Below are 25,560 nucleotides of genomic sequence, written 5' to 3' on the forward strand. Positions count from 1 at the left end.
GAAGACGAAATCCAGAAGGAAGTCAAAGCTCACAAGATATTAATTTACGGCAAGGGCACCAAGCAGATGCCGATGTGCGGCTTCACACGCGAGACCATGCAGTTCTTTGATAAGTACGGGTACCCGTATGAAGTGATCGACGTCTTAACCCAGCCGGCCAAACGAGAAGCGCTCACGAAAATGACCAATTGGCCCACCCTGCCCAAAGTGTTCATAGACGGTACCTTCTACGGGGATACGGATGTTCTAGATCCCATGGCGGCCAAAGGTGAAATTGAGCCGCTGCTGAAGAAGGCGTTCGGGAAATAAGAAAGAATTTAAGAGACGAGGGCGGCTGTCATGCTCTTGTGCTCGCGCAACGCGCGGTCTCAGAAGACCTTCGTTGGACGCGCGCAATGAGAGCACAACAGCCGCCCTCGTTTTCTAGAGACGCGCACCGGCTTGAGAGTGAAGAGGAGCAGGCAGGACATCTCTGTTGGTCCTCTGCTCCCGGAGCGCGCACACGGGAGCAATCATAATCGAAACTCTGGGGGGTGCTCGCTCGACGGCCGCAGTCGGACCGACAGAGATGTCCTGCCTTAGAGGAATGTGCGGGCCGGTTCTGCGTATTATGCCGGCCAGTATATTCAAGTTAGATTTCTGGAGAGCGTATGCTTCGATTTCCAGAGAAGATCAGAGCGCAGGCGTCCGGCGTACTACTCCAATGCATGGAGGGGCTGGAGTCTTTTTGTAGCCACATCGACAGTGTTTACGAGCGAAATAACGTTGCATTGGATCCGGTAAGGCTCCAAAGCAGCCACCAGTTTGAATACGTGGGCACCGTTCTATGGTTTCTGTACGGCATCTACGTTGCGAAATATCGTGAACTGCTGAGGAATGTAATCCGCTCTACGGCTGATGAAGAATTTCTGGTGTTTGCTCATTGCGGACGTGGGCTCATCGAAACTACTGCAACCTTAAGGTACTACAATAACGAGACTCTCGCGGTCGTTATGGCCGCCAAAGATCCGAACAAATTTAGTAGCGAAGAAATCTCCAAAATCGTCGAGTTGCTGGATAAGCACTCGAGAGGTGGGCGGTTTGATTGGGGATCGTTCTGGATGTCAAACCGCAATGACATGGTTTAAAGATCGGTCGCTGCCTGGAGAAAGGGGAAGAAATCGAAAATCGCCTCTGACACTTCGAATCCGTCCTCCGTTCATGTTAACGATGCAATCCGTAGCTGGATGGCCGAGAAGCCTGGGATTGCTCTCATTTACGACTTTTTCTGTGAACTTGTCCATCCTAACCTCGGTAGCAACTTCTTGATGATGGGTGCTCGGGATGGCTCCTTGCATGTGGCTGGCTCGACCGACAAGAGTGTTGGGGGTTCCTTAACCATCGAAGGCATCAAGTTTCTAGGTCCCATCATTAAAGAGGCTTCGTTGAACATGGCAAAGCTGTTGGGGTGGGCAGCAACGACGAAACCGAAAGAAACCTGACCCGCTGCTTACACGGATGCGCTTAATGGGCGCCAGTTAGATAGATTGGTCGTTTCGCTTCTTGTCATCTTTTTGCTTCCGGTGGAGGCCAATTCATTTCGGTTTGCCTGCCGCAGTAGAAGCACGAAAGTCGGTAGCGCGCTTTCCGTCTGGGGTTCGGCATCGACGTGAAGGTGATAGGGGTATCGTCGAAGGGGCAAGTCGGTTGGTCGTGTAGCAAGTGAGCTTCGGCCATCATCGTGATCGAAGCCTCGTCCCATCCCGGTGTCAAGGTTTCCTTTCCCGAGAGGCGTTCTTTCCCTCCGCAACGCTCACATTCAGCTTCATAGGTTTTGATCCGTTCCTGTGGCTGCGACAAATCCGTGGTATGCATAGGCCCGCCGCAGCCAGGCTTGGCGCACGTCAAGTGTTCGTGCTGCAAAGCCTGCACGAAGCGGTGATGGGCCTGACGATCCTGTTCTGATTTCATGACCAATCCCCCATAATGAGAACGCCCTCCTTTCTTATTCCCACCACGCTCTCAGGGCGAGACGAGTGTGGTGACCTCAAATGCGCGCATGCACCGAGCACCGCCCGTTTGGTCGAATCGGATCATGTCCTGTGTGCGCGGTGCGCGAGCGACTGAGGTCACTACGGCGGCCTCGCCCTTCATATCCCCCATGCACCGCTCAGTTGAATGTTTGCTCCGTTGACGTACCGGGCCTCGTCCGACAGGAGGTAGCGCACGGCTGCCACTGTGTCATCGATCGTGCCGACATACCCGGCCGGAATCCGTTTGGTCATGCCGGCCAGTTCTTCGGGTGGTGCGCTGCCGGAATTGATAAAGCCAGGCGAAATGGCATTGACCGTGATGCCGTGCGGAGCTAATAGCTTCGCCAGCGTACGTGTGAGAATCAGTACTCCCGCCTTGGCGATATAATGAGCGGTCACGTCCGGCTGAGCCACCATTTGGTCCGCATTCGCCATGCTGAAGTTGATGATCTTTCCAGATTTCCGAGTTTTCATCCCTGGGACTGCTGCCTGGGCCAGGTAGAAAATCGGATGGAGATTGGCGGCGAACATTTCGTTCCACCCTGCGACGCTTTCGTCAAACAGGTTCACACGATGATACGGGCCCGCTCCATTAATCAATGCGTCGATGTGGCCCCACTGCTGTTCGACCTGCTTCACGAGCTGGTGGGCCGCCGTTGGGTCCGATACGTCGCACTGGACAGCGAGCGGCTGACCTCCCCGTCGTCCGATCTCGGCGGCTGTGGCTTCGGCCTCCGCCGCACTCGTGCGATAGCAGATCGCGACCTTCCACTGTTTAGCGGCAAGATCCAGCGCGATGCCTCGCCCGATGCCTTTGGCGCCTCCTGTGATGAGTGCGATACGATCCGCCATTATGACACCTCATGAGTTATCGTAGGTGTTGATTCCGTCATCTCGATCGAAGGCGTTGGTCGAGTAACTGCAGTGTGCCAGCAGTTCGTGCCGAGAACATCCGTTCGTGTTTCGGTCGCTTCATGTCCTGCGCACAATCCTGGATCAACGCCCGGAGATCGTCGGCAACGTCGACGTCGCGCCACTCCTTCAGGACACCGACGGTAAGACCAAGAGTCGAGGCGTTCCGGCGCGTAGCCGCAAGAACGTTTGTCGTCGACCAGGGTACATCGGTAAAGAGTTCCGGCATAGGGCGTTTCAAGCCGATGAGGTAATAACCACCGTCGCTGGCCGGGCCAAGAACCAGATCGTGCGACTCGATGAGTGAAACGGCCTGTTGATAGATCGAAAATGGGAGAGTGGGGACATCCGTCCCGACGATGAACACCTGCCGATAGCCACGGCCGAACAAGTCAACAAATGCGCGATGCATGCGCTGTCCTACATCATCTCCCACCTGATCTAAAAGACAGACGCCGTGGCGTTCTTCAAGAATTTTGAAGAATACGAGAGATGCCGAGGGAAGGCAGGCGATGTAGCGGTCGATCGACCGGCGCTCCTTGGCAATGACCGCCTTCGTTCGTTCGAGGGTGTCGAGCACAAAACTGCCGTGCAACGTGGCGGCTTCATCCTGTGTGAGCGGAGGGCACAGTCTGGTCTTCACCTGACCTGGCACCGGCGCCTTCGCGAAAATCACTAAGGCAGTGCTGAGCCCTGAGTGCTGAGTGCTGGAATTCGACGTCACCGTTTCTCTACCTCACCGCAATATAGAACCGCTGCAATTGATGGGGGCTGACGCCGGTCCAATAGAGGAAGCGAAGTCCCCACATCAACAAGATGGTCTTGATAGGACCATGAGCCTCCCACCGGCGAAACGACGTCACGACGCGATCTCTTAACATGGCTATTCTCCCCACGCGTTTCAATCGTCGACTGAAGTCGATGTCTTCCATCAACGGGATGTCGGCAAAGCCGCCAAGCTGATCGAACGCTCCCCGTTTCACAAAAATGGCTTGATCGCCGGTAGCGATGCCGCTCCACCGAGATCGCCAGTTCATGAAGGTACTGATGATCTGTGCCAGCATGGACGGTCGATCAAATTGGACATCGAATCGTCCTCCAACCGTGACGTTGTCCGTGCACGCTGCGACAATGTCCTGCTTCGCCGTGATCGGAAGCTGGGTATCGGCATGCAGAAATATAAAGATGTCTCCCCGGCTGGCCCGCGCTCCCACATTCAGTTGGCGCGCGCGGCCATGCGGAGCCGACAGCAGCCGAACCGTGCTCAGTGTTGAGGGCTGAGTGCCGGAGATAAGTGATGCGACAATTGCACTCGTTTGATCGGTACTTCCTCCGTCGACGATAATGAGTTCGTCAAAGCCGAGGTCGGCCGTGCGCAAAATCGTATTAGCGATGATTCGTTCTTCGTTGAGGGTAGGAATGATGACGGAAATCGTCATCGGGTACGGATCACGCGGACTTCTTGGGTTCGTTGAACATAAAGTACATGACGATCACGACGGTGGTCCAAAAGAGGACCTGCTTGTGCCAGAACAGCACTTCGTCATAGTATTTCAAAACAGCGCCGAGGAACAGGACCCCGCCGATGATGCTGTACCGGAGCGTGGGATTCTCGATGGCAGCATTCGCCCAGACCGCAACGCCGCCGAAATAAATCAAGAATGGGATGACATCGATTTCGAATCCGCCGCTGATCGACAGAAACACCTGCAGAAACCCGAGGAACATCAGCGCGGTCCCGACCATTAGGCCGGCGACATGCATCCGACGATTGTCGTCTGAGTCTTGATCATCTGCACGCGTTGTTCTCGGCGGAGAAGGCTGAAGAGGATCACCAGCTGGTGGGGGAGGGAGATCGGTCGGTGCCATGATTCGCTAGGCCTTGAAATGTTTGCTGAGGGTCAACCCCTGGCGCTGGTAGGACGACCCGAGCCCAGTGCCGTACAGTTGGCTCGGAATGTCGAGCATCCTGTCGTATACAACCTTGAAGAAGGTTTGTCCATCGTGGATCAGAAATGGCACATCGTGCGGCCGGACCTCCAGTACAACCTGCGTGCCTTTTATCTCGCCTCTTGCACCGTAACCAAATCCTGGATCGAAGAATCCTGCATAGTGTGTTCTCACTTCACCGCAGGCGGCTTCATAAGCGACCATTTCAGCCGCATAGCCTGGCGGAACACGTATTCGTTCTTTCGATGCGAGGATGTAAAACTCCTCTGGTTCTAGCAAAAGGCTATCATTTCTACCTCTGTATATAGGTTCCCAGAACTCCAGCGCAGGGTGATGGCAAATCTTTGAGAGGTCGACGATGTGGCTGTTCCTTTTTGCCCTGTATCCAACAATATCTCGATCGGACTCAGAGCCCTGTAGGTCAATTCGAAGAAACAAGCCCTTGTCAATTCTTACATCGCGTGGCGTGACCGGTTCATCAGTAGAGGTGTTGCGGAAGAGTAGGCAATCACTTTTATGTAGTTTCTCGATCGCTGAGTCAGCAACAGTCGCTTGCCCAGCAATGAATCTGACTTGGTTAAGGCACATTCCAGTTTTTAGCCTTATCGCAAATGATCGTGGGACAATCTCCAAATAAAGTGGGCCCTTATAGCCCGCTTCAATATCGTCAAAACTCGCGCAGAGATCGGTGATCACTCTAGTGAAGATGTCTAAACGACCTGTTGTACTCTTTGGGTTTGCTCTAGCCCGAAGGTCCTTGGTCAAAGCTAATCTCTCCAAGAGAGGTACCAGATAAACATGCCCCTTCTCTAAAATTCCACCTTCGAGGAGATTAATCTCATACATCACTAGATCTTCTTGAAATGCATCCATAACACCGAGCCTATGCCCAACCTCAGAGCGCTCAGGAAGAAAACTGCTGAGAAGGCGATATGCTTTAGCTCCAAGTCTGAGATCGAGACTGGCTGGTTGGATTTGGCGGTCTTCAATAGGGGTATCGGCTTGAACCACACCAAGGGCGATAAGTTCTTTAATTTGCTGGTAGGGAAGAATTCCCTGCGACGTGGCACGGCTCACAGTTTGTCGAACCCTCCGCTGTCGCCGTTGCTGCACGCTCCCCACATAGGATGGGCACCGACCATCGGCAGCTCCCGGCTCGAGCCGTTCTTCGGTTGCGGGTAGTGGAACGGTTTGTTCTCGTAATTCTTCAAGAGGACTCCGTCTTCATCCATATGGACGAGGTAATCGCCAGGTAGCAGCGGGACTTTGCCTCCGCCTCCTGGTGCATCGATGACGAAATGTGGGACCGCCATGCCGCTGGTGTGGCCCTGCAAGGCCTTGATGATGTTCAAGCCCGTCTCGACTGTCGTTCTGAAGTGGTTGGTCCCCTTGGTCAAGTCCGCTTGATACAGATAGTACGGTTTCACACGGGCCAATAACAACTGGTGCACCAGCCGTTTCATGACTTCCGGATCGTCATTGACGCCTTTGAGCAGCACAGTTTGTGCGCCGAGTGGAACGCCGGCATCGGCCAACATTCCGCAAGCCACTTTCACTTCCGGCGTCAATTCGTCCGGATGGTTGAAATGCAGGTTCATATAAATCGGATGGTACTTTTTGACCATCTCGCACAGCTTTGCCGTGATACGTTGCGGCAGGGTACCAGGGACGCGCGAGCCAAGACGGATTAACTCGAGGTGGGGGATAGTGCGAAGGGCTCTGAGGATTCGCTCCAGGAGATGGTCCGGGAGGAGCAACGGATCGCCGCCTGAGAGAATGACGTCCCGCACTTCGGTGTGTTCACGCAGATAGGCAATCGCCCGATCGAGCTCGCCTTTCTTGAGGAATCCCGGTTTCCCAACGAGGCGTTTTCTGGTGCAGAACCGGCAATAGATCGGGCATTGGTTCGTCACCATGAGAAGCACGCGATCAGGATACCGGTGGACCAAGTGCGGCACCGGACTCATCAGGTCTTCTTCGAGAGGATCGTCCTCCGCATCGATGTCGGCCATCTCAGCCATGTCCGGGACAACTTGTTTCCAGATCGCGTCACCCTTTTCCTTGATCGTCCCCATCACGGTGGGTGTAATCCGCATCGGGTAGTCGCCGACAACGGCTTCGATTTCCTCGACTCTCATGCCGACCCGGGCTGCCAGGTCTCGGGGTTTTACGATGCTTTCCGCTAAAACCTTTTGCCAGGCTTCCATCCTGACTCCTTCCGCAAGGCCACCGCATCGCCACCGTCATCAAGGCTAGCGTTGGCAGGACGGGTATTGATCTTCTTCGCCCAATGAACCAGGCTTTCCACCGGACCGAGCGGCGAATTTCTTAACAGCGTCGGGGCCCGAGCCATCTTTGCCGTACCGATCGTCCAGGTACGCCAGAATGTCCTGAATTTCCGTGAGCACGAGACTCTCATCCTGCAACACAGGGACGTAGTACTGTCCTGAAACAGCATGGACCTGTTTGCGGAACGCCCGAACGTCTGGGACCATGACGTCCTCATAGGCGACGCCCAGCTCCATCAGTTTTTCACGAACCAGTTCACACTCGGGACACCAGTCAACGTGATAGAGCTTCAATGCCATTGGAAATCCGTGGTCCGTGATGAGTGACGGGTACCGAGTAAGCTGAGTTTCAGAAGACACCCATGGCGCATCATGCGTCACCCGTCAATCCACTCGCGAGAGCGCAAGGTACCATCACCGCGTCCCTCATCCCGTGGATGACTTTCTTGTCCGCCGGGCAGATGGTCGCAAGAATCCCGCCGAGTTCGGCCTTCTCGCCTTGAACGAAATAGTAAGGCGAGAGCCGCACCCGTCCTGCCATCTCCTTCATATCGCCGGTGGCGGGGTCGAAATAGCTCACATTGTACAGGCGGCCCTTATGAAATTCCTGGAGGACATAAGGAGTCCGTGGGAATGAGGCCAAAGCCGATTCCAGCGCCGTTGCCCATTCGTGTTGAGGGAGATCGTGCCCGACCGATACCCCCCGGCTTCCCCAGGCCAGCTCCGAAAATCCCGAAGGCTTGACCACGAAATGCCGTTCCTTCTGTGTCGCTGCTGCGAGTTCTGTCCAGTTGGCAATGGGGCGCCCGCTGAGAGAGAGACCTGGGATCGTCGCCGACGGAGGGACAGGGGCAGGATCCAAGACCCAGGTTCGAGGCATGACAGTCGTCAGTTGAAGAAACACCTCGCGCCCCAATTCCTGCTGCCAATATGGATTCAAAGTCGGGTGATGGAAGAGAGCAAAGGCGAGTTTCTCTTCCAGCGCTGGCTTATATGGCGGGGTCACGGCAACCCACTCTTTTTTCACCGCATACTGCACCAGCTCTGCTTTCGGAATATTCATCAGGTCGAACAACTCGTAAAATCGATAGATGAGGCCGATGGGCTTTTCTTCGGCCCCAGTGGAGAGGAAAAGACCGTCTTCTGTGAATCGGATGTCACGGGGTTCCACACAGTAACAGTCCAAATCGCGGTCGCGGAGCCGTTTAGCCAGCCACCTCATCTCCGGGCGATAATCTTTGGCTTCTTCCGAAACGAGAATGGCCGCGCAGCCGGGGTGCTGGCCCTGCTGGCTGCGCAGCATTGTGGCAAAGCCCCTGACCATGCCGTCGGACCCGCCGACGAGGGAGGTGTTTTTACCGTCTCCCTCGGCATAGAGATGAGACAAACAGGCGGTCAGCCCGATGCCGCCTGGGACCGAGTCCAGCTCCGTGATGACCATGCCGTCCGGGGTCGGGAGCACATCCGGTCGTATCACCGCGGGAAGTTGGTCCCGGAATCGCTTCATGCGGCTGTAGGTCACGAGCGCTTCCGGTTTACCTTGGTCCAAGTAGCCGGCGATCCACGCCGGTTGAGTGCCGCGGGCGCTCTCCATATAGAGACGACTTAAAGCCCGGTAAAACGACAGGAGAGGCGGCCCAAGGGACGAGAACCACGTGAGCTGTTCCTGCGAGAGGGAAAATGGATTAGGAGCGATGCGCCATGAATTGGTGCCGGTGTGAAGTAGCGGCGGGGCGGTGGGATTCTCTGTTGCCCCAGGGGCGTACAACCCGGCCTCGACCAGTTTGTCGCGTATAACTGAACAGCGGCGGAGGTTAGACCCGAGTCGGTCGAGCAGATGCGATGGCTGTGTCAATGATCATGCCCTCGTGCGAGGCGAACTGATCGTAACATGGGTCTTAGGATCGTACAAGAGGTGTTGGTGGGGCTGCGGGTGTCGCCATGCGGACACAGTTCTTGCCGGCATTCTTGGCAGCATACACTGCGACGTCAGCGGCGACGATCAGGTCCGAGGGGACGGAGGCGTGGATCGGGAACGTGGCGATGCCAATGCTGCAGGTCAGAGATAACGGAGGATTCGCCAGCTTGGCCAGCTCTGGCAGCAGCGTCAACGTCGTCATCCGGTGCTGAAGTCGTTCGGCCACGCTGAGTGCACCGTCCATGGATGTGTCCGGCAGGATCATCGCGAATTCGTCTCCTCCGTAGCGTGCTGCGAAATCGCTAGACCGGGCGATGCCGTGTCCCGGTCCTTGTTGGCTGTCGAGCAGCCATCCGATCTCGCGTAAGACTTGATCACCGTTCGCATGGCCGTAGGTGTCATTGATGTATTTGAAATCGTCGAGATCGATGAAGAGTAGCGAAATCGGGCGCATCGACCGGAGAGCTTGGGCACACCACTGGACCAGAGTCTGTTGGAAATGTGAGTGATTATACAGACCAGTCAGGCTGTCTCGCGTTGATTGATCGCGCAGTTGCTGATTGACATGGAGCAGATCACGGTTGGTTTCGGACAGATTCTTGACGAGAATCTCGGTCTGGACCTGTTGTCGCTTCAACGATGTGATATCGGTGATCGTTTCGACGACGTGAGTGCTTCCGCCAGTTGTAGCGACTTTGGCCCATTGAACGAGCAGATATTGGTCGTTCGGGAGCGGCACTTCACTTGCCGTCGGTTCGCCGGACTCGACGGCCTCCGGCATTTTACAAAACTGACACGGCGTGGGACAGCCAGCGATCTTTTCGTGGCAGGTATGGTTCGAGATGTCCCCAAACTTGACTTGTGAGGTGTGGTTCTGAAAGACGACCTTATAGGTGTTCGGATCGATGACGGTGATAATCACCGGCTGTGAGTTCAGCAGGTTCTTCGCGTCATACTGAGGCTGATCTGATGACGGGGTCGTCGCCACGGTTGAGCCCATCTAAAGGTCCTGCCATGAGAGTATTTCACCAGGGGTAAGACCGGTCAAGAAATTGCGCAGTTTCAAGGCGATTGAGCGAATCAGAAAATAGCGACCTGTTAGGTGGTATCCATAAATGGTGATAGAATGATCGCCAAATTGATAGGAATCCGTCCATGGATGCGCTTGCCACCGAAACAGCCCAGGCTGCCGTGAAATCGCACGCCGAACTTCCCCAAATCGTACCCAGTAGCACCTGTCTTCGGTGCGACGTCTGTTGCCGGTTTCCTGACCCCGACAGTGCACTGCGCCCGTATTTCACCGCGGAGGACATTGAACTGGCGGTGGCGGCCGGCGTAGGTCGGTCGGCGTTTTCTGATTCCCATGGTTCCCAGGTGACCCTGGTTCCCGATCAAAAGCACGAGGGATATCAGTGTCCTGCGTTCGATTCGACAACCTCGCACTGTACGATTTATGACCGGCGCCCCTTCGATTGCCGGATCTATCCGTTGGCCCTGATGTGGAACGAGGCACATGACCAGGTCGTCTTGGGCTGGGATACCAAATGTCCGTTCTTGCGCGACCAAGTTCCTGCAGATATTCACCGCCATGCCGTTCAGGTGATGGGATACGTGAATCAACCGGAAACCGTGAAGATGTTGGAGGCACATCCTCGTCTCATCGGGCGATATCAAGAGGATGTCGTCGTACTGGCTGCTCTGCCACACGTGACTGCCGCGATGTCAAGTCAGTGGGGCGATGCCCGCCTGCATCAGCTCACTATAGAAGATATTCCACGGTTGTCTTCAGCGATAGACGAGTCACTCGCGGAGAAGAGTGGTGTCCCTTCACTCGCCGCCTATGCGGTGCCCTACCACTACATGTGGAACGGGCTCTTGGCCTATTGGTGGACTGAATTGCACGGAACCCTCTGCCTATTTATCCAGTCGCCGGATGGCTGGTTCATGCCGCTCCCTCCTCTCGGAAGCCGTTCCATCGAGCAGCCTCTGACCGAGGCGTTCGCACTGATGCAACGCTGGAACGGTGCGTCGCCGGTCAGTCGAATCGAAAACGTGCACCAACAACTTGCGCCGGATCTGGAGCGATGGGGGTATCGACTGGTGACGAAAGAACCGGACTATGTGTACCGTGCGATCGACCTCGTGACTCTAGCGGGTGACCGGTACAAGTCTCAGCGGGCGCTCTGCAATCGGATTGAACGAGAGCATGCCGTCGTCATGGAACCCTATCGGGTCGGCGATCGTCCGGACTGTCGCGCGCTCTTTCTGGATTGGTCGGAGCAGAAACATGGTGAAGGACTCGAGGAATTCGGCCGCATGTTGCTCGCCGACGCGGAACCGGCTCACGAAGTGCTCTGGTCGCATGCGCCGACTCTCAATCTGACAGGAACGGTTGCACGGATCGAGGGACGGATTCGCGCCTATACGTTCGGTTACTGGTTGAACAAAGCGACGTTCTGTGTGCTCGTTGAAGTGGCGGATCGTGCGATTCCAGGCCTTGCGCAGTTTCTGTTTCGGGAAACGTGCCGATCTGCGTCGGCTCAGGGTGCCGAGTTCATCAACACGATGGATGATGCGGGGCTGGTCGGATTGCGCGCATCCAAACAAGCCTATCACCCTATCGCAAACGTTCTGAATGTGATCGCCACTCGAGCATGAAATGAGCACACCGGTGAATCCTCCCAGATCTGTTCCTGCCCGCCGCTATCGATGGTTGCCGTATGTGATCATCGTGATGACGGTCCTGACATTGGCGGCCGGTTTATTTTTGGTGCAATACGTCGAACGTCGGCTGGTGGATGCGACTGGAGAACAACTGACGCTCGCGGCGGCGGAAGTGTCAGATAAGCTCGACCGGATGCTGTTTGAACGGTATGGCGATGTCCACATGATGGCGCGAGCGTTTTCCTTGCGTGCGTCCGATCCGCACTATCTTTCGGAATATCTCACGTGGATGAAGGCCAAATACGATCCCGTGTATTTCTGGCTCGGGGTCACAGATTCGCAAGGGGCTATTGTGGCGAGCACGAACACTGCGTTACTCGGACAAGACGAAAGCCGCACGGAGTGGTTCCAGCAGGTCCGATTGACCCGCCGAGCGTTGGTTCAGGATGTGGCCATCCATGAGGCTGACAATGGAGTGGAGACGGTCGCCTTCACCGTGCCTATTTTGGATTCTCAAAAAACGTTCCTCGGAGCGGTGACAGCACGGGTCACCGTACCCACGCTGGAAGAGGTCACAACGAGGACGATTCGATCGCTCGAAGACCGTGCCGGGTTTGGTGGATCTGTCGAATATCAAATGCTGACCCGCCATGGCGATGTCTTTGTCGATTCGGATTTGCTTCATAAAGCACCCATCAATCTCAAGACACTCGGCCTCCCGTCCGTGCTCGCGGCGCAGTCGGGCATTCCGGGGTTTCTGGAGGAGCGGCATCTGCGACGGGGCGTGGACGTCGTCAGCGGATACGCTCAGACCCATGGCCATGGCGACTTCGTCGGATTCGGGTGGTCGGTGCTGGTACGGATGGATCGTCAGGCCATTCTGGCTCCAATCCAATCCGCCTTGTGGAGTGTTGGTCTCGCCGCAGCCATTGTCTGGGTGCCTCTCCTCGTTCTGCTGCTTCGGGCCACGTCTTGGTTGCGGGACGAGTATCAAAAGGCACAACAAGAAAGGGCCTGGGCGAGCGCGGCGGAAGCGGCGTTGTTGCAAAGCCAGGAACGCAATCGAGCCGTGGTCGATACCGCACTGGATGGTGTGATCACCATCGACGCCAGCGGGCTCATTTCGGATTGGAATGCGCAGGCAGAGAAGATGTTCGGGTGGTCTCGAGACGATGTGCTGGGGCGACGGTTGTCGGAGACTATCATCCCACCGCGGGATCGAGAGGCGCACGAGCGAGGGCTGCGCCATTTTCTGGGAACGGGAGAGAGTCACATCCTCAATCGTCGCATCGAGGTTCTGGCACTGCATCGGGACGGGCGCGAGTTTCCTGTAGAGCTCGCCGTCTCGCCCGCCCGCCTCGGCGAGGTGTACTTTTTCAGTGCCTTCCTCCGTGACATCACTGAACAGAAGGAGGCCCAAACCAGGTTAAGAGAGAGCGAGGCGCGGTATCGCTCCGTCGTCAACGCATTGGACGAAGGCGTCGTGCTGATTGATACGCAAGGGGTCATAAGAACAGGAAACGTTAGCGCCGAGCGGATTCTGGGACTGCCTCTCGATGAGATGGTAGGACGATCGCTCAGCGACGCCCGATGGCAGTCTGTGCATGAGGATGGATCGCCTGTCCTCGGTGAGGAGTATCCGGCCTTCGTCACGTTGCGAACGGGACAGCCCTGCTCAGGGGTGATCATGGGTGTCTCTAAGCCGGATGGAGTTCGTCGCTGGATCGCGGTGAATTCGAGAGCGTTGATGGGTTCGGATCATCAGACAGCAGCAGTGGTCGTGTCGTTTACGGACATAACCGAACGTAAGCGGACTGAGGACCGGCTGGCAGCCCAGTATGCAGTGACGCGTGTGTTGTCCGAGGCACGAACGCTTGAAGAAGCTGTACCTAAGATCCTTCAAGCAATCAGCGAGAATCTGGAATGGGATCTCGGCGTGTTTTGGCGGGTGGACCGTGCGAACAATGTACTGCGCTGCCTGGACCAATGGCAACCTCCATCATTGAAGGCGGACCCGTTCACCGTCGTCACGTGGCAGTCTGTTTTCAAGCAGGGCGAAGGCCTGCCCGGTCGCATTTGGGCAAGTGGGAAATCAGCCTGGGTGACGGATGTGATCGCGGATGGCAAGTCCTCTCGTAGCGAAGCTGCCAAAGCCGTTGGTTTTCACGGGGCATTCGGGTTTCCCGTTCAGGTGGGAGGCGAGATCGAGGGGGTGATCGAGGTCTTCAGTCGTCAAGTCCGTGAGCCCGATGTCGATCTGCTCAAGATGGTTGAGGACATCGCGCTGAAAATCGGTCAATTTGGAGAGCGCACACGGGCGGAAGAGGCCCTCCGGCAGACAGAGGACCAACTCCGCCAATCACAGAAGATGGAAGCCGTCGGCCGGCTGGCCGGTGGCGTGGCGCACGACTTCAATAATCTCCTGACGGTTATTCGCGGCTATAGTGAACTGCTGTTAGGGCGTCTCCCGGCTTCCGATCCCATACGGAAAGACATGGAAGAGGTCAAGAAGGCCGCAGACCGGGCTTCCGGGCTCACCAGGCAATTGCTGGCCTTCAGCCGACGCCAATTTGTCGCTCTCAAAATATTTGAGGTCAACACTCTAGTGGCCAATATGGATGGCATGCTTCGCCGTTTGTTGGGAGAGGACATTATCGAACTCTGCCTTGAGTTGCAGCCACACGTTGGCTCAATCCGGGCGGACCCTGGCCAAATCGAGCAAGTCATCATGAATCTTGCGGTCAACGCCAGAGATGCGATGCCAACCGGTGGACGGTTGACGATCGAAACCCGGACTGTGACTCTCGCTCAGGGAGGAGCGCGCGAGGTACAAGGCTTGGACCCAGGGAATTATGTCCGGGTGTCCGTACGCGATACGGGGCTTGGGATGAATGAAGAAACCCAGTCACACCTGTTCGAGCCTTTTTTTACGACCAAAGCGAAGGGCAAAGGTACGGGACTCGGATTGTCGACCGTGTATGGCATTGTGAAGCAAAGCGGAGGCGGCATCGCAGTTGAAAGCGATCCCGGAAAAGGAACGACGTTCAAGATTTACTTTCCGCGCGTCGAGGAAAGACCGCAGACGGTGGAAGGGGCCGTTGACACCCTAGATCCGGTACGGGGTCGAGAAACGATTCTCCTCGTTGAAGACGAGCCGAGCGTCAGGGGATTGGTGTTTGAAGCATTACGGATCAACGGGTATACCGTCCTGGAAGCCAGGCACGGTATTGAAGCCTTGCTGACGGGGACGAAGCACATGGGACCGATCCATCTGTTGCTGACCGACGTCGTGATGCCCCAAATGAGCGGCCCGGAAGTGGCTGATAAACTGACGACCATCAGACCGGATATGAGGGTGCTCTATATGTCCGGCTACCCCGATCATCCGGTTTTCGCCCACGGGGGGCTCAAGAAAGGGACCGCGTTCCTCCAGAAACCGTTTACGCCGAACGTCCTCGTGCAGAAGGTGCGAGAAGTCCTCGACGCTGTGAAAGCCGCATAGTCCCCGACTCCCTTGATCTTCGGCCTCCATTCCGTTTATCGTGCAGCGGGTTGTAGACCGGCTTGCTCGAAAGGAAATCTAGCATGAGCCAAACGGCCCGCGAAGTCGATGTGGGGCGTTATCGAGTCGAGCGGGAGCCCTACTACGCTGAAGTCCGTGGCGAAGTCGGCCTGTTCACGATCGCAGCCAAGAACAAGATGCCGGTGATGCTGAAAGGACCGACCGGGTGCGGGAAGACGCGCTTTGTCCAATATATGGCCTACAAACTGGGGCGTCCCCTGATCACGGTCGCCTGCCATGAGGATTTGACCGCCTCTGACTTAGTCGGGCGCTATCTGCTAAAGGGACAAGAAACTGTTTGGGTCGACGGGCCGCTCACGCTCGGAGTGAAACATGGTGCGATCGTGTACCTCGATGAAATCGTAGAGGCTCGAAAGGACACGACCGTCATCATTCATCCCTTGAGTGACGATCGTCGACTCCTTCCAATCGAGAAAAAGGGTCAGGTCATTGAAGCCGCCGACGAGTTTCTCTTGGTCATTTCCTACAACCCCGGCTATCAGAGCGTGCTGAAAGACCTGAAGCAAAGCACGAAGCAACGCTTTATGGCCATCGAGTTTGACTACCCAGGCCCGGACATTGAAACGTCGATCGTCGAGCGGGAGGCGGGGGTTGCTCGTGATGTTGCCGCCGGGCTGGTCAAGCTCGCGGGGAAAGTGCGCAATTTAAAGAACCACGGGTTGGAGGAAGGTGTCAGTACGCGACTCCTGATCTATGCCGGAACCCTGATGAAACAGGGAGTGGCTGTCGATCGTGCTTGCGACGTATCGATCGTCCGCCCCATCACCGACGATCCCGACATGCAGCGCAGTATTCAAGAGCTCGTCAAAGCCGTCTTCTGAGCAGACACGCTAACCGTCGGCACGCTCACCTCGGATGAACCTTTCTGTTGTGCGGGATACCAAGAACGGAGCGCTTCTGACCGTTTATGTCCGGCCGAGCGCGCGCGTCACAGAATGTACGGGCGTCTATGGTGATGCACTGAAAATTCGCATAGCAGCGCCACCGGCCGACGGCGCAGCGAACAGCGAACTCGTTCGCTTCCTGGCTCGCCGATGCTCCATTCCTCTCTCGAGTGTACACATTCAATCTGGTTTCGGAAGCAAGCTTAAACGCATCTTACTGAAAGGCATTCCTGCCGGACGGGTGATCGCGGGGTTGAATCTCGAGCCGAAAAAGGACGGGTAACAGGATGGTACGACCGTGTACTGCCTTCGGCGTCGCTCTGCTGTTTCTGACAGCCTGCTCCAGTGCTCATCCGGTCCTGTATCCCAATGCGCACCTGAAGTCGGTCGGAAAAGAAACAGCGGACGTGGACATCGAGGAGTGTAAGCAATTGGCTGAATCAGCCGGGGCCGAAGAGGGTGCCGGGACAGGTGGCCGCGTGGCGACCGGGACGGCGGTCGGCGCAGGAGTCGGCGCAGCGAGCGGAGCCGTCGGCGGAGCTGTTGTCGGAGCCGCAGGCAGCGGTTCGGCTATCGGAGCGGCGAGCGGGGCAGTATGGGGCCTGCTCACGACTTTGTACTACGCGGCGTTTGGACCCTCGCAACCGAATCAAGCGTATACGAATTTCGTGAACCGGTGTTTGCAGGAAAAAGGGTATGAAGTCACAGGATGGCAGTAACGGAATGTGGGACAACTCAGTCGGTCTTCGTGCTCGCTGAACGCGCACGATCAAACCATGCTCGGTCGATGCGCGCAATGAAACCCGACCGAGCCCTCCCGCGCTGGAGAAAGTCGAGTTTTCCTGTGACGGTGACGGTGAGGAGAGGAGATGGAAGAGAATTTGTGCATCTGTTCATAAAATTTTGCGGGTAGCGGCAATACTAAGTCTTGTGGCATGCACGGGACCGAATCCATTGTTGCGGTCGAACGCTCATCTTCAACTTCAGGGACCCGAGGCGACGCAGGACGATGTCAATGCCTGTCAGAAGAAGGCTGAGGCCGCTGGTCTCAAACCTGGGACGAGTCGGAGTGCCAACGCCGCGGCTGGTGGCAGCCTTGGTCTCATCGGTGGAGCGGCGGTGGGAGCAGCCGGCGGCATTATCGGCGGGGCGACGGGCGTCGCGATTGGAGCAGCGGTTGGTGGGGGGCTGGGGCTCATCATTGGATTGGCCGGCGGCGCGTACAAACCACTTGAACCGGATTCTCTTTACGCCGATGTGGTGGTGCGCTGTCTCATCGAAAAAGGGTACGAGGTGAGTGGATGGCAATAGGAGGCGGGATGTGACCATGATTCTTCAGTGATTGAAAGCCAGCTGAGAAATGATCTATTTCGATTGTGTTTCCGGCAAGGGGGAGGGGGATCGCGCAGCTTTATGCCTCAAGGCCCGGCCTTTCTCCGGGGTCGGGTCACTGACGACGCCGTAGATTTCTCGTCCTTCATGACCTTCCGGAAGATATTCCGTGATCGGCATTCCGTCTTCACGCACAAATAGCATACAGTGGCAGTACTTATAGATCTGCATCTCGTCGCAAGCGCAGATCCAACGGCGGAGTTTGGCTTCGGCCGCTTTGTCGTTGTAGAAATTGCATGGGCAGAGCGGCTTGCCTAGTTCGTCCACGTGCATGGCCAGGCCTTTGACCACGGCTTCGGTTACGGCGGGGTTTGGGTGCATAGTCGTTCCGCTCTTCTCGGCAAACCTTTTCACATACTTCCACATCTTGTCGAGGCTTTCTCGTTTGGGTTCGGCCATTCCACCATCCTTTCCATGGGCGTCTCGCCCTCTTCCTGCGCGTCGATCCACAGTTTACAAGCGGTAGGGCGTTCTTTACAATCCGTCCCCTCATGTGAAAACAGCCGACGTAGGATGTTGATGGAACTCGATCACGCGCGTGCACAACTATTGACACGGCTGGCGGAGGAATTGGGGGCCGCGACCTCGGAACGCCTCGTGGCCGCATTCCCTCAATCTGCCAAGATCCACGGGATCCTCGTACTCCTGAATGGACTATGGGAAGTCTCGCCAAAGGTTGCACGAGCCGCGATCGAAACCCTGCCCGAGTTGCACCGGCGTGAACGGCTGGGTGACGTGGTGAGCTGGCTGGAAGTCTGCCTGGCATTGGCTGAGTCATCGGGGGCGAGCGCGCTAAAGTATCTCAAAGAAAGCCCTCTGTTGTTGGGGCTGGTCGAACGAGCGGAGGATCGCGGATCAGTTCTCTCTACCGCGCTGGAGTTGGCTGACGAGGACGCCAACGTCACACTCGAATACCTGCGCACCGCGCCGCAACTTCTGACCATCGTCCCGTCGTACGAATTAACGGCCTGGCTCGAGATCGGCACTGAATTGACGCAGGTGGATGTTGTCGTCGGGCTGGAGTATATCCGCCAAATCCACGCGATCGCTCCGGTGCTCCCGCTGAACGAAGTACGGCGTTGGGTTGCCTTCGGCATGGAGTTGATCGTCCCCAACAGCCTTGGCAAGCCTGATTACATGCCGACGATCGAATTTCTCCGGACCAGCCCCGCTATTCTGGCCGATATCGAACAGATACCGGTTCGATCGAATGTTGTCGCGTTGGGCGCCGTGCTGGCAGACCATTCGATCGAGGCCGGCATTGCATGGTTGTCCGAGTCACCCCGCCTCTTGCGGATGCTCCCGTCACCAGAATGGCAAATGAAGATGTTGCAGTATGGCGCGTTGCTGGGTGAACAAGATCCTGAAGCCACACTAGCCTATCTCCGTCGCTGCCCTGAACTGATCGGATTGATCGGCAATTCCGCCGAAGCGGTCACGCGATTTGAGAATTGGTTCAAAGCAGGGATGGAAATCTTGGACTATAGTATCGAGGGAGCCAGAGCCTACTTCGCGTTGGAATCTCAGGGAGCCCTCGCTTCAGTCGAGAAGGCCTTGAGCGGCGTGCCGTTGCGACAGGTCGCGCGCACGATCAAATTGTTTGTGCAGGGCTTGTGTGGGACCGAATTCGCGATTCAGGCGCTTCCCGATTCGCTCGCGCCGGACGCGCCGGTCCGTGCGACGATCAGCCCCGATGGCCGGACTATATCGCTTCCATCACTACTGCGTCGCTATGCCACCGCTGAAGACAATACGCGACTCTATCTGGTGATGGCGGCTCACGAAGCCGGCCATGTGGAATTCGGTACCTATCGCCTGAGGCTCGAGCCGCTTGCCGACCTGGTCGCTGAGGTCCGTCAACGCTACGGCCGGACCGGTCGGGCTGAGCCCCAGACCTTGACCGACTTGTTTCGTTTTTATCAGCAACCGCGGCTTGTGCAGGACATCTGGATGTTGCTCGAAGATGCGCGAGTGGAATTTCTGCTGCAACAACAGTATCCCGGTCTTCGCCGTGATCTGCAGACGTTGGCTCGGGAAGCGGTAGAGACGAGGTCGTTGACCCATGGCCTGACCATCAAGGAATTGATCGTGGATCAACTCCTCCAGCTTTCCAGCGCCGACCCAGATTCTGTCCCCATCCATGAGGCAATTAAGGCGGAGGTCGCGGTCCTTTGGCCGATGTGCCGGTCCGTCCAGGCCACAACGGCGACAGCGGAAGAGGTTGTTCGGGTGACGCATGACGTTTATGTCCGTCTCGAAGAGTTGTTAGTGCCGAAATCGGAGATGATACGGGCCGACCAGGTCGACGCGCTCACACAGGATCTGGGTGTGGGTCCCTCGGCCCCGGAAGAGACCAGTGAGAGCTATCGTCCGGTGACGAATTTCGTGTACCGGGGCACCATGAATCCGGAATTTATTCGCCGGTATGATGCGGAAGACCAGACAAAACAGGACCGAGCGCAGCCGGATGAGATCGATCAGCTGGCCAGCGCTGCGGGCGGAGCGCAGGAACGCACAGCATCTGGTCAACAGGCTCGGAAAAGTACGCAGACTTCTTCAGAGGGTGCTGTGCTGAGCGGCGGATGGCAACTGCCCGCTCACGTGGAAGAGTTACTCGCGTTGGACGTCGATCAATCTCCGTCTGTGGATCGAACCGGCTTCCAAGATCGAGCGATTCGTTATCCGGAGTGGGATCAGGACATTCACGATTACCGTCTCAACTGGTGCCGTGTCGTTGAACGGGCCGCGGATGAACGCCCAGACGATGTTGTTGCAGCCACATTACAGACGTATGGCAGCGTGGTTTCGACGCTGCGGCGGTTCTTTGAGAGTCTGCGTCCACCCGGGTTGAAGCGTGTGGCCGGTCAGGTGGATGGGGACGATATCGATCTCGATGCCGCGGTGCGCGTGTCAGCTGAACGGGCGGCAGGAGCTGAAGAGTCCGATCGCATCTATATACGACGAGATCGAAAGGAGCGAGACGTCGCCACTGCGTTTCTCGTGGACGTGAGCGGGTCCACCAGCCGCCAGCTTACGGGGGGTCGTCGCGTCATCGATGTCGAGCGAGAGGGGCTGGTGTTGTTGTGCGAGGCGCTGGAAGCAGTCGGTGATCAGTACGCGCTTTATGGCTATTCAGGCCAAGGTCGCGGGCAAGTCGACTTCTTGGTGATCAAGGATTTTGCTGATCGATTGGGCGGACAGGCAGCGTCCCGCTTGGCCGGACTGACACCGCTGCAGCAAAACCGTGACGGGGCGGCGATCCGCCATGCCACGTCGAAGCTGCTGGCTCGTGAGGCGAAGACCAAGTTGTTGATCATCGTCAGCGACGGACGGCCGCTGGACGACGGCTACAGGGATGAGTATTCGCTCGAGGACACGAAGACTGCCTTACGCGAAGCCAAGCGGCAAGGAATTCACCCGTTTTGCATCACGATTGATCGCGACGCCGATACCTATCTGAAACGGATGTACGGCGATGTCCAATTTACCGTTATCGATCGTGTGGAAAGTCTGCCGTTGCGGTTACCACGGATTTATCAACGACTGACGACTTGATGACAGAATTGTCCAGTAAACCTACGGTTCCGCCGTGGCTCTATAAACTCTTCACAGGGCATCAGTATCCGTACGTGCGCCGCCTGGCGAAGTTCGCTCAACCAGTCAAGCCGGGAGAGGACCGTCCGGAACCGACGAAGGAGATGATCGAGGCAAAATTCTGGGAGGTCTACCCGCGCTGTTCCGCGAAGGTCCTGCAGGAAGTCAAAGTTGGGATGATCGTGGTGTTTCACGATCTTGGTGAATATCCCCCCGGTGGCTATCAAGAACTCGTCGACAACCCGGAAGAGTTCCTGGCGAAGACTTATGGAAAAAAGAAGATCAAAGTGAATTTCTACGATGGCGAGAATTTTGTGTGCACGATCAATTTTAAAGTGGCGGGATGGACGGAGCACGAGGAACATTGAGAGCCGTCAGCTTTCAGCAATCAGCTTCAGGTGCGGGCGTCACCGCTGATAGCTAACAGCTGATAGCTTCTCAGGAGAGGCGACTATGGGGCGACCGAAAATCACTGTAGTGGGGGCCGGCAATGTCGGAGGCACGACTGCCCAGCGGCTAGCTGAGCGGGACGCCTATGACGTGGTGCTCGTCGACATTATCGAAGGCGTGCCTCAAGGAAAAGCGCTGGATATCGCACAAGCCGGACCGGTGTATGGGTACAGCACCCGTGTGGTCGGGACCAACGGCTATGATGAAACAGCCGGTTCGGCGGTTGCCGTGATTACTTCGGGTATTCCCCGTAAGCCCGGTATGAGCCGAGATGAACTCTTGGCCACGAACGCGAAGATCGTGCAGTCGGTTGTGAAGGATCTCGTTTCTCGCTCGCCCGGATGTATCCTGATTCTGGTGACGAATCCCTTGGATGCGATGGTGCACGTGGCGCGAAAAGTGAGCGGGCTGCCAAAGTCAAAAGTATTGGGAATGGCCGGCGTGCTCGATTCAGCTCGCATGCGCGCGTTTATCGCCGAAGAGCTGCATGTCGGGGCGCCGGATGTGCAAGCCATGGTGCTTGGTGGTCATGGGGACACAATGGTCCCGCTACCTCGGTACACGACGGTGAAGGGCAAACCAGTCACTGAATTGATGTCGAAAGAGCGGTTGGAGGCGATCGTCAAGCGAACGCGCGAAGGCGGAGCTGAAATCGTGGGATTGCTCAAGACCGGCAGCGCGTACTATGCGCCTTCTGCGTCGGCCGTCGATATGGTGGACGCGATCATGAAGGATCAGAAGCGTGTCCTGCCTTGTGCGGTCTTGTGCGAAGGAGAGTATGGGTTGCAGAATGTAATCGTCGGTGTTCCGGTGAAACTTGGGCGTGGCGGGGCGGAACAGATAGTCGAGTATGAGCTGACTGTAAATGAGCGAACTGCGCTTGAAACCTCTGCCAAGGCAGTCCGCGAGCTTTGTGACACGGTCGACCGATTGATGGCGTAGGTCCGGAGTGACAGACACGAGGTGAGAACACGGAGACAGTAGCGTTGCTTGACAAGAGAGGAGAGGCTACAGTACAGAGTGCAGCCTAGCAGTGAACTGAACGAGGGGACATTATGAAATTTCTTGAAGATCCGTTTCAGACGATGGGTGCAGGATTTGCGCTCGCCATTGTGCTGATCATCGTCTATCTTGGCATTTCTGGGGTTGGAGCGGGCGATGCCGATTGGGGCGGGCTATTGCTTCGGTGGATTCACTTTCTGGCGGGGATCACTTGGATCGGGTTGCTCTATTTCTTCAACCTGATTAATGCAGCGTTCATGAAAAGCCTCGACGGGCCAACCAAGAATGCCGTCATTCCCAAGCTCATGCCGTCTGCGCTCAATTGGTTCCGCCACGGGGCGACGGTGACCGTGCTGGCCGGAATTCTCCTGTATCTCAAGATGTATATGAACGGCGGGACCGGTGCCTATGCGCTGGCGATCGGCGGGTTGCTGGGCATCATCATGATGGCCAACGTGCATGGGATTATCTGGCCCAACCAAAAGAAGATCATTGCCGCTGTGTCGGCCGGTGGACCTCCTCCTGCCGAAATGGCCCAATGGGGGCGGACGGCGCTACTCGCATCCCGGGTCAATTTCATGCTCTCAATCCCCATGTTGTTCTTCATGGGAGCTGGCAGTCACTTCAAGTAATCGCGATCTCTATGAACCGGGTCGGGCGGTACTTCCCCTAGCCCGGTTCTGTGCCCTTTAAATCCAATCTCTTCGAACACGCGCCCAATATGCCCAGTTTGACCTAGGGCTGTTGTCCTAACCCATTGAGATTCAGGCCTATTCCCGTGAGGTTGCCTTGACGAAGGGTGAACGGCAGCCTTATAGTAACAACCTCAAACTGTGCTATCCGGAGGATCGACTGGCATTATGACGGCGACTGCTGAAGCACGGGTTCTTCAAACGCTCGATGGAGCTCCCTGGGATATTGATGCCTACATGAAGGTCGGGGGGTATGAAGCGTGGAAGAAGTGTGTCACCGAACTGACCCCCACACAGGTCGTTGATGAACTCAAAAAGTCCGGCCTCAGAGGACGGGGTGGGGCGGGGTTTCCCACCGGAACCAAATGGGACAAAGTACTCAACCATCGAGTGAAAGAACGCTACTTCGTCTGCAACGCGGGAGAGCATGAACCGGGGACCTTCAAGGATCGTCATTTGTTAAAAATGATTCCGCACCAATTGATCGAAGGCTGTCTCATCGCTTCGCGAACCGTGCAAGCCAAAGCCTCCTTCATCTACGTCAATCACGAGTATCACGAAGAACGCGAAAATCTGAGAAAGGCGCTCGCTCAAGCCAGGGCAAGGGGACTTCTCGGCAAGAACGTACTCGGTACGGGAGTCGATATCGATCTCGAAGTGTTCGAAGGGCATGGGAGTTATGTGGCCGGGGAAGAAACCGCCATGCTGGAGTCCATGCAGGGCCGGCCCGCGATGCCGCGACAAAAACCGCCATTCTACCCGACGGACTTCGGGCTCTACGGCAAACCGACGCTCGTGAACAATGTTGAGACGTTATGCAATGTTCCGCGGATTCTTCAGAAAGGGGCCGCATGGTTCACGCAGGTAGGAACGGAGAGGTGTCCAGGAACGATGATGTTCTCCCTGAGCGGAGCAGTGAACCGGCCGGGAGTGTACGAAATGCCGATGGGTGTGACGGTTCGCGAGCTCATTGACCGGTGCGGTGGTGGAGTGGTGGGTGGCCGGAAGATCAAAGCGGTCTTCCCTGGTGGGCCGGCATTTTCGATGATCACGGCCGACCAACTTGACCTTCCGATGGATTTCGACTCGCTCAAGAAGGCGGGAACTGGGCTCGGATCAGCCGGGGTCATCGTGGTGGATGACGCCACATGCATGGTGGCCCAGACGCTGAAATTCTCAAATTTCTTTAAGGAAGAAAGCTGCGGACAATGTCCGCCCTGCCGTATGGGAACGATCAATCTCGCGTCGTTGATGACGAAGATTGAACAGGGCGAAGGGACGCAGAGGGACTTGGATAGCTTGCTTCAGCTCTGCGGATTCGTGAAGGGGACCGGCTATTGTACATTGGTCACAGGGGCGGCAGTGCTGGTCCAAAGCAGTATTAAGTTGTTCCAACATGAGTTTGAAGAACATATTCGGTTGCAGCGGTGTCCCTTTCAAGCAGTCGCCGTCGGCGTGAGCACTCATTAAGGGGACCCGATGCCGCACGTGACATTTCTCCATCCGGAAGGGAAGAGCGGGGTCGTAACCAGAAATCTTACGTTGCTCGATGCCGCGAAGGAGTTGGGATTTCGGCTCAATCACGACTGTGGGGGAAATGCCTCGTGTACGACGTGCCGGGTGGAGGTCCAGGCAGGAGGCGAGCATTTGTCAGAAATCGAGTTTGAGGAGCAGGACCTGTTGGATCGCGAGGCACTCAAAGAACCCTGGCATCGGTTGGGATGCCAAGCAAAGGTGCTGGGAGATGTGGTCGTCCGGGTACCGGAAACCAAGTGGGCGGCACCGGCTACGGGAAATTCAGAAGCCCAGGGTGTTGATATTCGGTAAAGAGGTGTTACACTAAGCCAATCCAGGTAGACCAAAGAGGCTGGCCTGGTTATAGAGGAGGAGCACGATGGTCACGATTACGACTGTGGCGGAGCAGAAAATCAAGGAATTGATGACGGAAGAAAAGGACGTCGTTGGGCTGCGGATTTATGTCCGCGGGGGCGGTTGTCACGGCTATCAATACGGAATGGCGTTCGAGTCCAAAATGTCCGATGACGACACTGTGATCGAAAAGGGTGACGTGAAGGTCATTATGGATTCGCAGAGTGCGCCGCTCTTGCAGGGCGCAGAAGTCGATTACGTGGATAGCCTCCAAGGCTCCGGGTTCTCCATCAAGAACCCTCAAGCTAAGACGACCTGCGGTTGCGGCAGTTCGTTCAGCGCTTGACCCA

At 56.5% G+C, this 25,560-nt stretch carries 27 protein-coding genes; 16 read left to right on the forward strand and 11 right to left on the reverse strand.

Annotation, left to right across the window (positions count from 1 at the left end; translation table 11 throughout):
- From VEI50_16220 to VEI50_16230, 3 genes are all read left to right on the forward strand, one after another.
- Positions 1-309, forward strand: a 309-nt coding sequence (locus VEI50_16220) for a glutaredoxin domain-containing protein (protein HXX76678.1), incomplete at its 5' end; no start/stop codon positions are given.
- 341 nt (positions 310-650) lie between these two features.
- Positions 651-1,127 (forward strand): hypothetical protein, encoded by a 477-nt coding sequence (locus VEI50_16225; protein HXX76679.1) that lies wholly within the window; start codon positions 651-653, stop codon positions 1,125-1,127.
- Between the two features lie 99 nt (positions 1,128-1,226).
- Entirely contained in the window at positions 1,227-1,481 is a 255-nt protein-coding gene (locus VEI50_16230; GenBank protein ID HXX76680.1) for a hypothetical protein, read from the forward strand.
- Between the two features lie 64 nt (positions 1,482-1,545).
- Here VEI50_16230 and VEI50_16235 read toward each other — a convergent pair whose 3' ends face one another.
- From VEI50_16235 to VEI50_16280, 10 genes are all read right to left on the reverse strand, one after another.
- Positions 1,546-1,950, reverse strand: coding sequence for a hypothetical protein (locus tag VEI50_16235; protein ID HXX76681.1), 405 nt, complete (start codon positions 1,948-1,950; stop codon positions 1,546-1,548).
- Positions 1,951-2,129: 179 nt separating this feature from the next.
- Positions 2,130-2,864 carry an SDR family oxidoreductase gene (locus tag VEI50_16240; GenBank protein HXX76682.1) on the reverse strand — a complete coding sequence of 245 codons (735 nt, stop codon included), beginning with the start codon at positions 2,862-2,864 and terminating at the stop codon, positions 2,130-2,132.
- Between the two features lie 37 nt (positions 2,865-2,901).
- The gene (locus VEI50_16245) at positions 2,902-3,648 is read right to left on the reverse strand and encodes a TIGR04282 family arsenosugar biosynthesis glycosyltransferase (GenBank protein ID HXX76683.1); all 747 of its coding nucleotides are present in this window, start codon (positions 3,646-3,648) and stop codon (positions 2,902-2,904) included.
- A 7-nt stretch (positions 3,649-3,655) separates the two neighbouring features.
- Entirely contained in the window at positions 3,656-4,363 is a 708-nt protein-coding gene (locus VEI50_16250) for a TIGR04283 family arsenosugar biosynthesis glycosyltransferase (protein ID HXX76684.1), read from the reverse strand.
- A gap of 10 nt (positions 4,364-4,373) precedes the next feature.
- Positions 4,374-4,793: a hypothetical protein gene (locus VEI50_16255; GenBank protein HXX76685.1), complete on the reverse strand. Its 420-nt coding sequence runs from the start codon at positions 4,791-4,793 to the stop codon at positions 4,374-4,376.
- Between the two features lie 6 nt (positions 4,794-4,799).
- On the reverse strand, positions 4,800-5,951 hold the full coding sequence (locus VEI50_16260) for a 2'-deoxycytidine 5'-triphosphate deaminase (GenBank protein ID HXX76686.1): 1,152 nt from the start codon (positions 5,949-5,951) through the stop codon (positions 4,800-4,802).
- Complete coding sequence (locus VEI50_16265; protein HXX76687.1) at positions 5,948-7,081, reverse strand: KamA family radical SAM protein; 1,134 nt, start codon at positions 7,079-7,081, stop codon at positions 5,948-5,950. The genes VEI50_16260 and VEI50_16265 overlap by 4 nt, the downstream gene beginning before the upstream one ends.
- A gap of 45 nt (positions 7,082-7,126) precedes the next feature.
- The gene (locus VEI50_16270) at positions 7,127-7,522 is read right to left on the reverse strand and encodes a glutathione S-transferase N-terminal domain-containing protein (protein ID HXX76688.1); all 396 of its coding nucleotides are present in this window, start codon (positions 7,520-7,522) and stop codon (positions 7,127-7,129) included.
- Positions 7,523-7,532: 10 nt separating this feature from the next.
- Positions 7,533-9,017: a hypothetical protein gene (locus VEI50_16275; GenBank protein HXX76689.1), complete on the reverse strand. Its 1,485-nt coding sequence runs from the start codon at positions 9,015-9,017 to the stop codon at positions 7,533-7,535.
- Between the two features lie 43 nt (positions 9,018-9,060).
- A complete protein-coding gene (locus tag VEI50_16280) occupies positions 9,061-10,080 on the reverse strand; it encodes a GGDEF domain-containing protein (protein ID HXX76690.1) in 1,020 nt (339 codons plus the stop codon).
- 155 nt (positions 10,081-10,235) lie between these two features.
- Between VEI50_16280 and VEI50_16285 the strand changes: the two genes are divergently transcribed.
- From VEI50_16285 to VEI50_16310, 6 genes are all read left to right on the forward strand, one after another.
- A complete protein-coding gene (locus VEI50_16285; GenBank protein ID HXX76691.1) occupies positions 10,236-11,738 on the forward strand; it encodes a phosphatidylglycerol lysyltransferase domain-containing protein in 1,503 nt (500 codons plus the stop codon).
- Position 11,739: 1 nt separating this feature from the next.
- On the forward strand, positions 11,740-15,246 hold the full coding sequence (locus VEI50_16290; GenBank protein ID HXX76692.1) for a PAS domain S-box protein: 3,507 nt from the start codon (positions 11,740-11,742) through the stop codon (positions 15,244-15,246).
- An 83-nt stretch (positions 15,247-15,329) separates the two neighbouring features.
- Positions 15,330-16,148 (forward strand): CbbQ/NirQ/NorQ/GpvN family protein, encoded by an 819-nt coding sequence (locus VEI50_16295; GenBank protein ID HXX76693.1) that lies wholly within the window; start codon positions 15,330-15,332, stop codon positions 16,146-16,148.
- 34 nt (positions 16,149-16,182) lie between these two features.
- The gene (locus VEI50_16300; GenBank protein HXX76694.1) at positions 16,183-16,494 is read left to right on the forward strand and encodes a DUF167 domain-containing protein; all 312 of its coding nucleotides are present in this window, start codon (positions 16,183-16,185) and stop codon (positions 16,492-16,494) included.
- Positions 16,495-16,498: 4 nt separating this feature from the next.
- Entirely contained in the window at positions 16,499-16,930 is a 432-nt protein-coding gene (locus VEI50_16305; protein HXX76695.1) for a glycine zipper family protein, read from the forward strand.
- A gap of 211 nt (positions 16,931-17,141) precedes the next feature.
- A complete protein-coding gene (locus VEI50_16310; GenBank protein HXX76696.1) occupies positions 17,142-17,522 on the forward strand; it encodes a hypothetical protein in 381 nt (126 codons plus the stop codon).
- Positions 17,523-17,576: 54 nt separating this feature from the next.
- On the opposite strand, the gene VEI50_16315 is transcribed toward VEI50_16310, so the two are convergent.
- Positions 17,577-18,002: a ferredoxin-thioredoxin reductase catalytic domain-containing protein gene (locus VEI50_16315; GenBank protein HXX76697.1), complete on the reverse strand. Its 426-nt coding sequence runs from the start codon at positions 18,000-18,002 to the stop codon at positions 17,577-17,579.
- A 120-nt stretch (positions 18,003-18,122) separates the two neighbouring features.
- On the opposite strand from VEI50_16315, the gene VEI50_16320 reads away from it, so the two are divergent.
- The 7 genes from VEI50_16320 to erpA all read left to right on the forward strand — a co-directional run bounded on the left by VEI50_16320 (position 18,123) and on the right by erpA (position 25,556).
- Positions 18,123-21,158 (forward strand): VWA domain-containing protein, encoded by a 3,036-nt coding sequence (locus VEI50_16320; GenBank protein HXX76698.1) that lies wholly within the window; start codon positions 18,123-18,125, stop codon positions 21,156-21,158.
- A complete protein-coding gene (locus VEI50_16325; GenBank protein HXX76699.1) occupies positions 21,158-21,565 on the forward strand; it encodes a hypothetical protein in 408 nt (135 codons plus the stop codon). The genes VEI50_16320 and VEI50_16325 overlap by 1 nt, the downstream gene beginning before the upstream one ends.
- Before the next feature lie 85 nt (positions 21,566-21,650).
- Positions 21,651-22,589 (forward strand): malate dehydrogenase, encoded by a 939-nt coding sequence (mdh, locus tag VEI50_16330; protein HXX76700.1) that lies wholly within the window; start codon positions 21,651-21,653, stop codon positions 22,587-22,589.
- 113 nt (positions 22,590-22,702) lie between these two features.
- A complete protein-coding gene (locus VEI50_16335; GenBank protein HXX76701.1) occupies positions 22,703-23,281 on the forward strand; it encodes a urate hydroxylase PuuD in 579 nt (192 codons plus the stop codon).
- A gap of 228 nt (positions 23,282-23,509) precedes the next feature.
- The gene (nuoF, locus tag VEI50_16340; protein ID HXX76702.1) at positions 23,510-24,811 is read left to right on the forward strand and encodes an NADH-quinone oxidoreductase subunit NuoF; all 1,302 of its coding nucleotides are present in this window, start codon (positions 23,510-23,512) and stop codon (positions 24,809-24,811) included.
- A 9-nt stretch (positions 24,812-24,820) separates the two neighbouring features.
- Complete coding sequence (locus tag VEI50_16345) at positions 24,821-25,168, forward strand: 2Fe-2S iron-sulfur cluster-binding protein (protein HXX76703.1); 348 nt, start codon at positions 24,821-24,823, stop codon at positions 25,166-25,168.
- 67 nt (positions 25,169-25,235) lie between these two features.
- Entirely contained in the window at positions 25,236-25,556 is a 321-nt protein-coding gene (gene erpA / locus VEI50_16350; protein HXX76704.1) for an iron-sulfur cluster insertion protein ErpA, read from the forward strand.
- The last annotated feature ends 4 nt before the right edge of the window (positions 25,557-25,560 follow it).

The sequence above is a fragment of the Nitrospiraceae bacterium genome (genome assembly GCA_035623075.1).
Lineage (GTDB): Bacteria > Nitrospirota > Nitrospiria > Nitrospirales > Nitrospiraceae > DASPUC01.

What these genes read in the sequence shown, in the direction of transcription:
- VEI50_16225 (HXX76679.1), top strand. Translation starts at nt 651, where the DNA reads ATGCTTCGATTTCCAGAGAAGATCAGAGCGCAGGCGTCCGGCGTACTA.
- VEI50_16230 (HXX76680.1), top strand. Translation starts at nt 1,227, where the DNA reads ATGGCCGAGAAGCCTGGGATTGCTCTCATTTACGACTTTTTCTGTGAA.
- VEI50_16235 (HXX76681.1), bottom strand. Translation starts at nt 1,950, where the DNA reads ATGAAATCAGAACAGGATCGTCAGGCCCATCACCGCTTCGTGCAGGCT.
- VEI50_16240 (HXX76682.1), bottom strand. Translation starts at nt 2,864, where the DNA reads ATGGCGGATCGTATCGCACTCATCACAGGAGGCGCCAAAGGCATCGGG.
- VEI50_16250 (HXX76684.1), bottom strand. Translation starts at nt 4,363, where the DNA reads ATGACGATTTCCGTCATCATTCCTACCCTCAACGAAGAACGAATCATC.
- VEI50_16255 (HXX76685.1), bottom strand. Translation starts at nt 4,793, where the DNA reads ATGGCACCGACCGATCTCCCTCCCCCACCAGCTGGTGATCCTCTTCAG.
- VEI50_16265 (HXX76687.1), bottom strand. Translation starts at nt 7,081, where the DNA reads ATGGAAGCCTGGCAAAAGGTTTTAGCGGAAAGCATCGTAAAACCCCGA.
- VEI50_16280 (HXX76690.1), bottom strand. Translation starts at nt 10,080, where the DNA reads ATGGGCTCAACCGTGGCGACGACCCCGTCATCAGATCAGCCTCAGTAT.
- VEI50_16285 (HXX76691.1), top strand. Translation starts at nt 10,236, where the DNA reads ATGGATGCGCTTGCCACCGAAACAGCCCAGGCTGCCGTGAAATCGCAC.
- VEI50_16290 (HXX76692.1), top strand. Translation starts at nt 11,740, where the DNA reads ATGAGCACACCGGTGAATCCTCCCAGATCTGTTCCTGCCCGCCGCTAT.
- VEI50_16295 (HXX76693.1), top strand. Translation starts at nt 15,330, where the DNA reads ATGAGCCAAACGGCCCGCGAAGTCGATGTGGGGCGTTATCGAGTCGAG.
- VEI50_16300 (HXX76694.1), top strand. Translation starts at nt 16,183, where the DNA reads ATGAACCTTTCTGTTGTGCGGGATACCAAGAACGGAGCGCTTCTGACC.
- VEI50_16305 (HXX76695.1), top strand. Translation starts at nt 16,499, where the DNA reads ATGGTACGACCGTGTACTGCCTTCGGCGTCGCTCTGCTGTTTCTGACA.
- VEI50_16315 (HXX76697.1), bottom strand. Translation starts at nt 18,002, where the DNA reads ATGGCCGAACCCAAACGAGAAAGCCTCGACAAGATGTGGAAGTATGTG.
- VEI50_16320 (HXX76698.1), top strand. Translation starts at nt 18,123, where the DNA reads ATGGAACTCGATCACGCGCGTGCACAACTATTGACACGGCTGGCGGAG.
- VEI50_16325 (HXX76699.1), top strand. Translation starts at nt 21,158, where the DNA reads ATGACAGAATTGTCCAGTAAACCTACGGTTCCGCCGTGGCTCTATAAA.
- mdh (HXX76700.1), top strand. Translation starts at nt 21,651, where the DNA reads ATGGGGCGACCGAAAATCACTGTAGTGGGGGCCGGCAATGTCGGAGGC.
- VEI50_16335 (HXX76701.1), top strand. Translation starts at nt 22,703, where the DNA reads ATGAAATTTCTTGAAGATCCGTTTCAGACGATGGGTGCAGGATTTGCG.
- nuoF (HXX76702.1), top strand. Translation starts at nt 23,510, where the DNA reads ATGACGGCGACTGCTGAAGCACGGGTTCTTCAAACGCTCGATGGAGCT.
- VEI50_16345 (HXX76703.1), top strand. Translation starts at nt 24,821, where the DNA reads ATGCCGCACGTGACATTTCTCCATCCGGAAGGGAAGAGCGGGGTCGTA.
- erpA (HXX76704.1), top strand. Translation starts at nt 25,236, where the DNA reads ATGGTCACGATTACGACTGTGGCGGAGCAGAAAATCAAGGAATTGATG.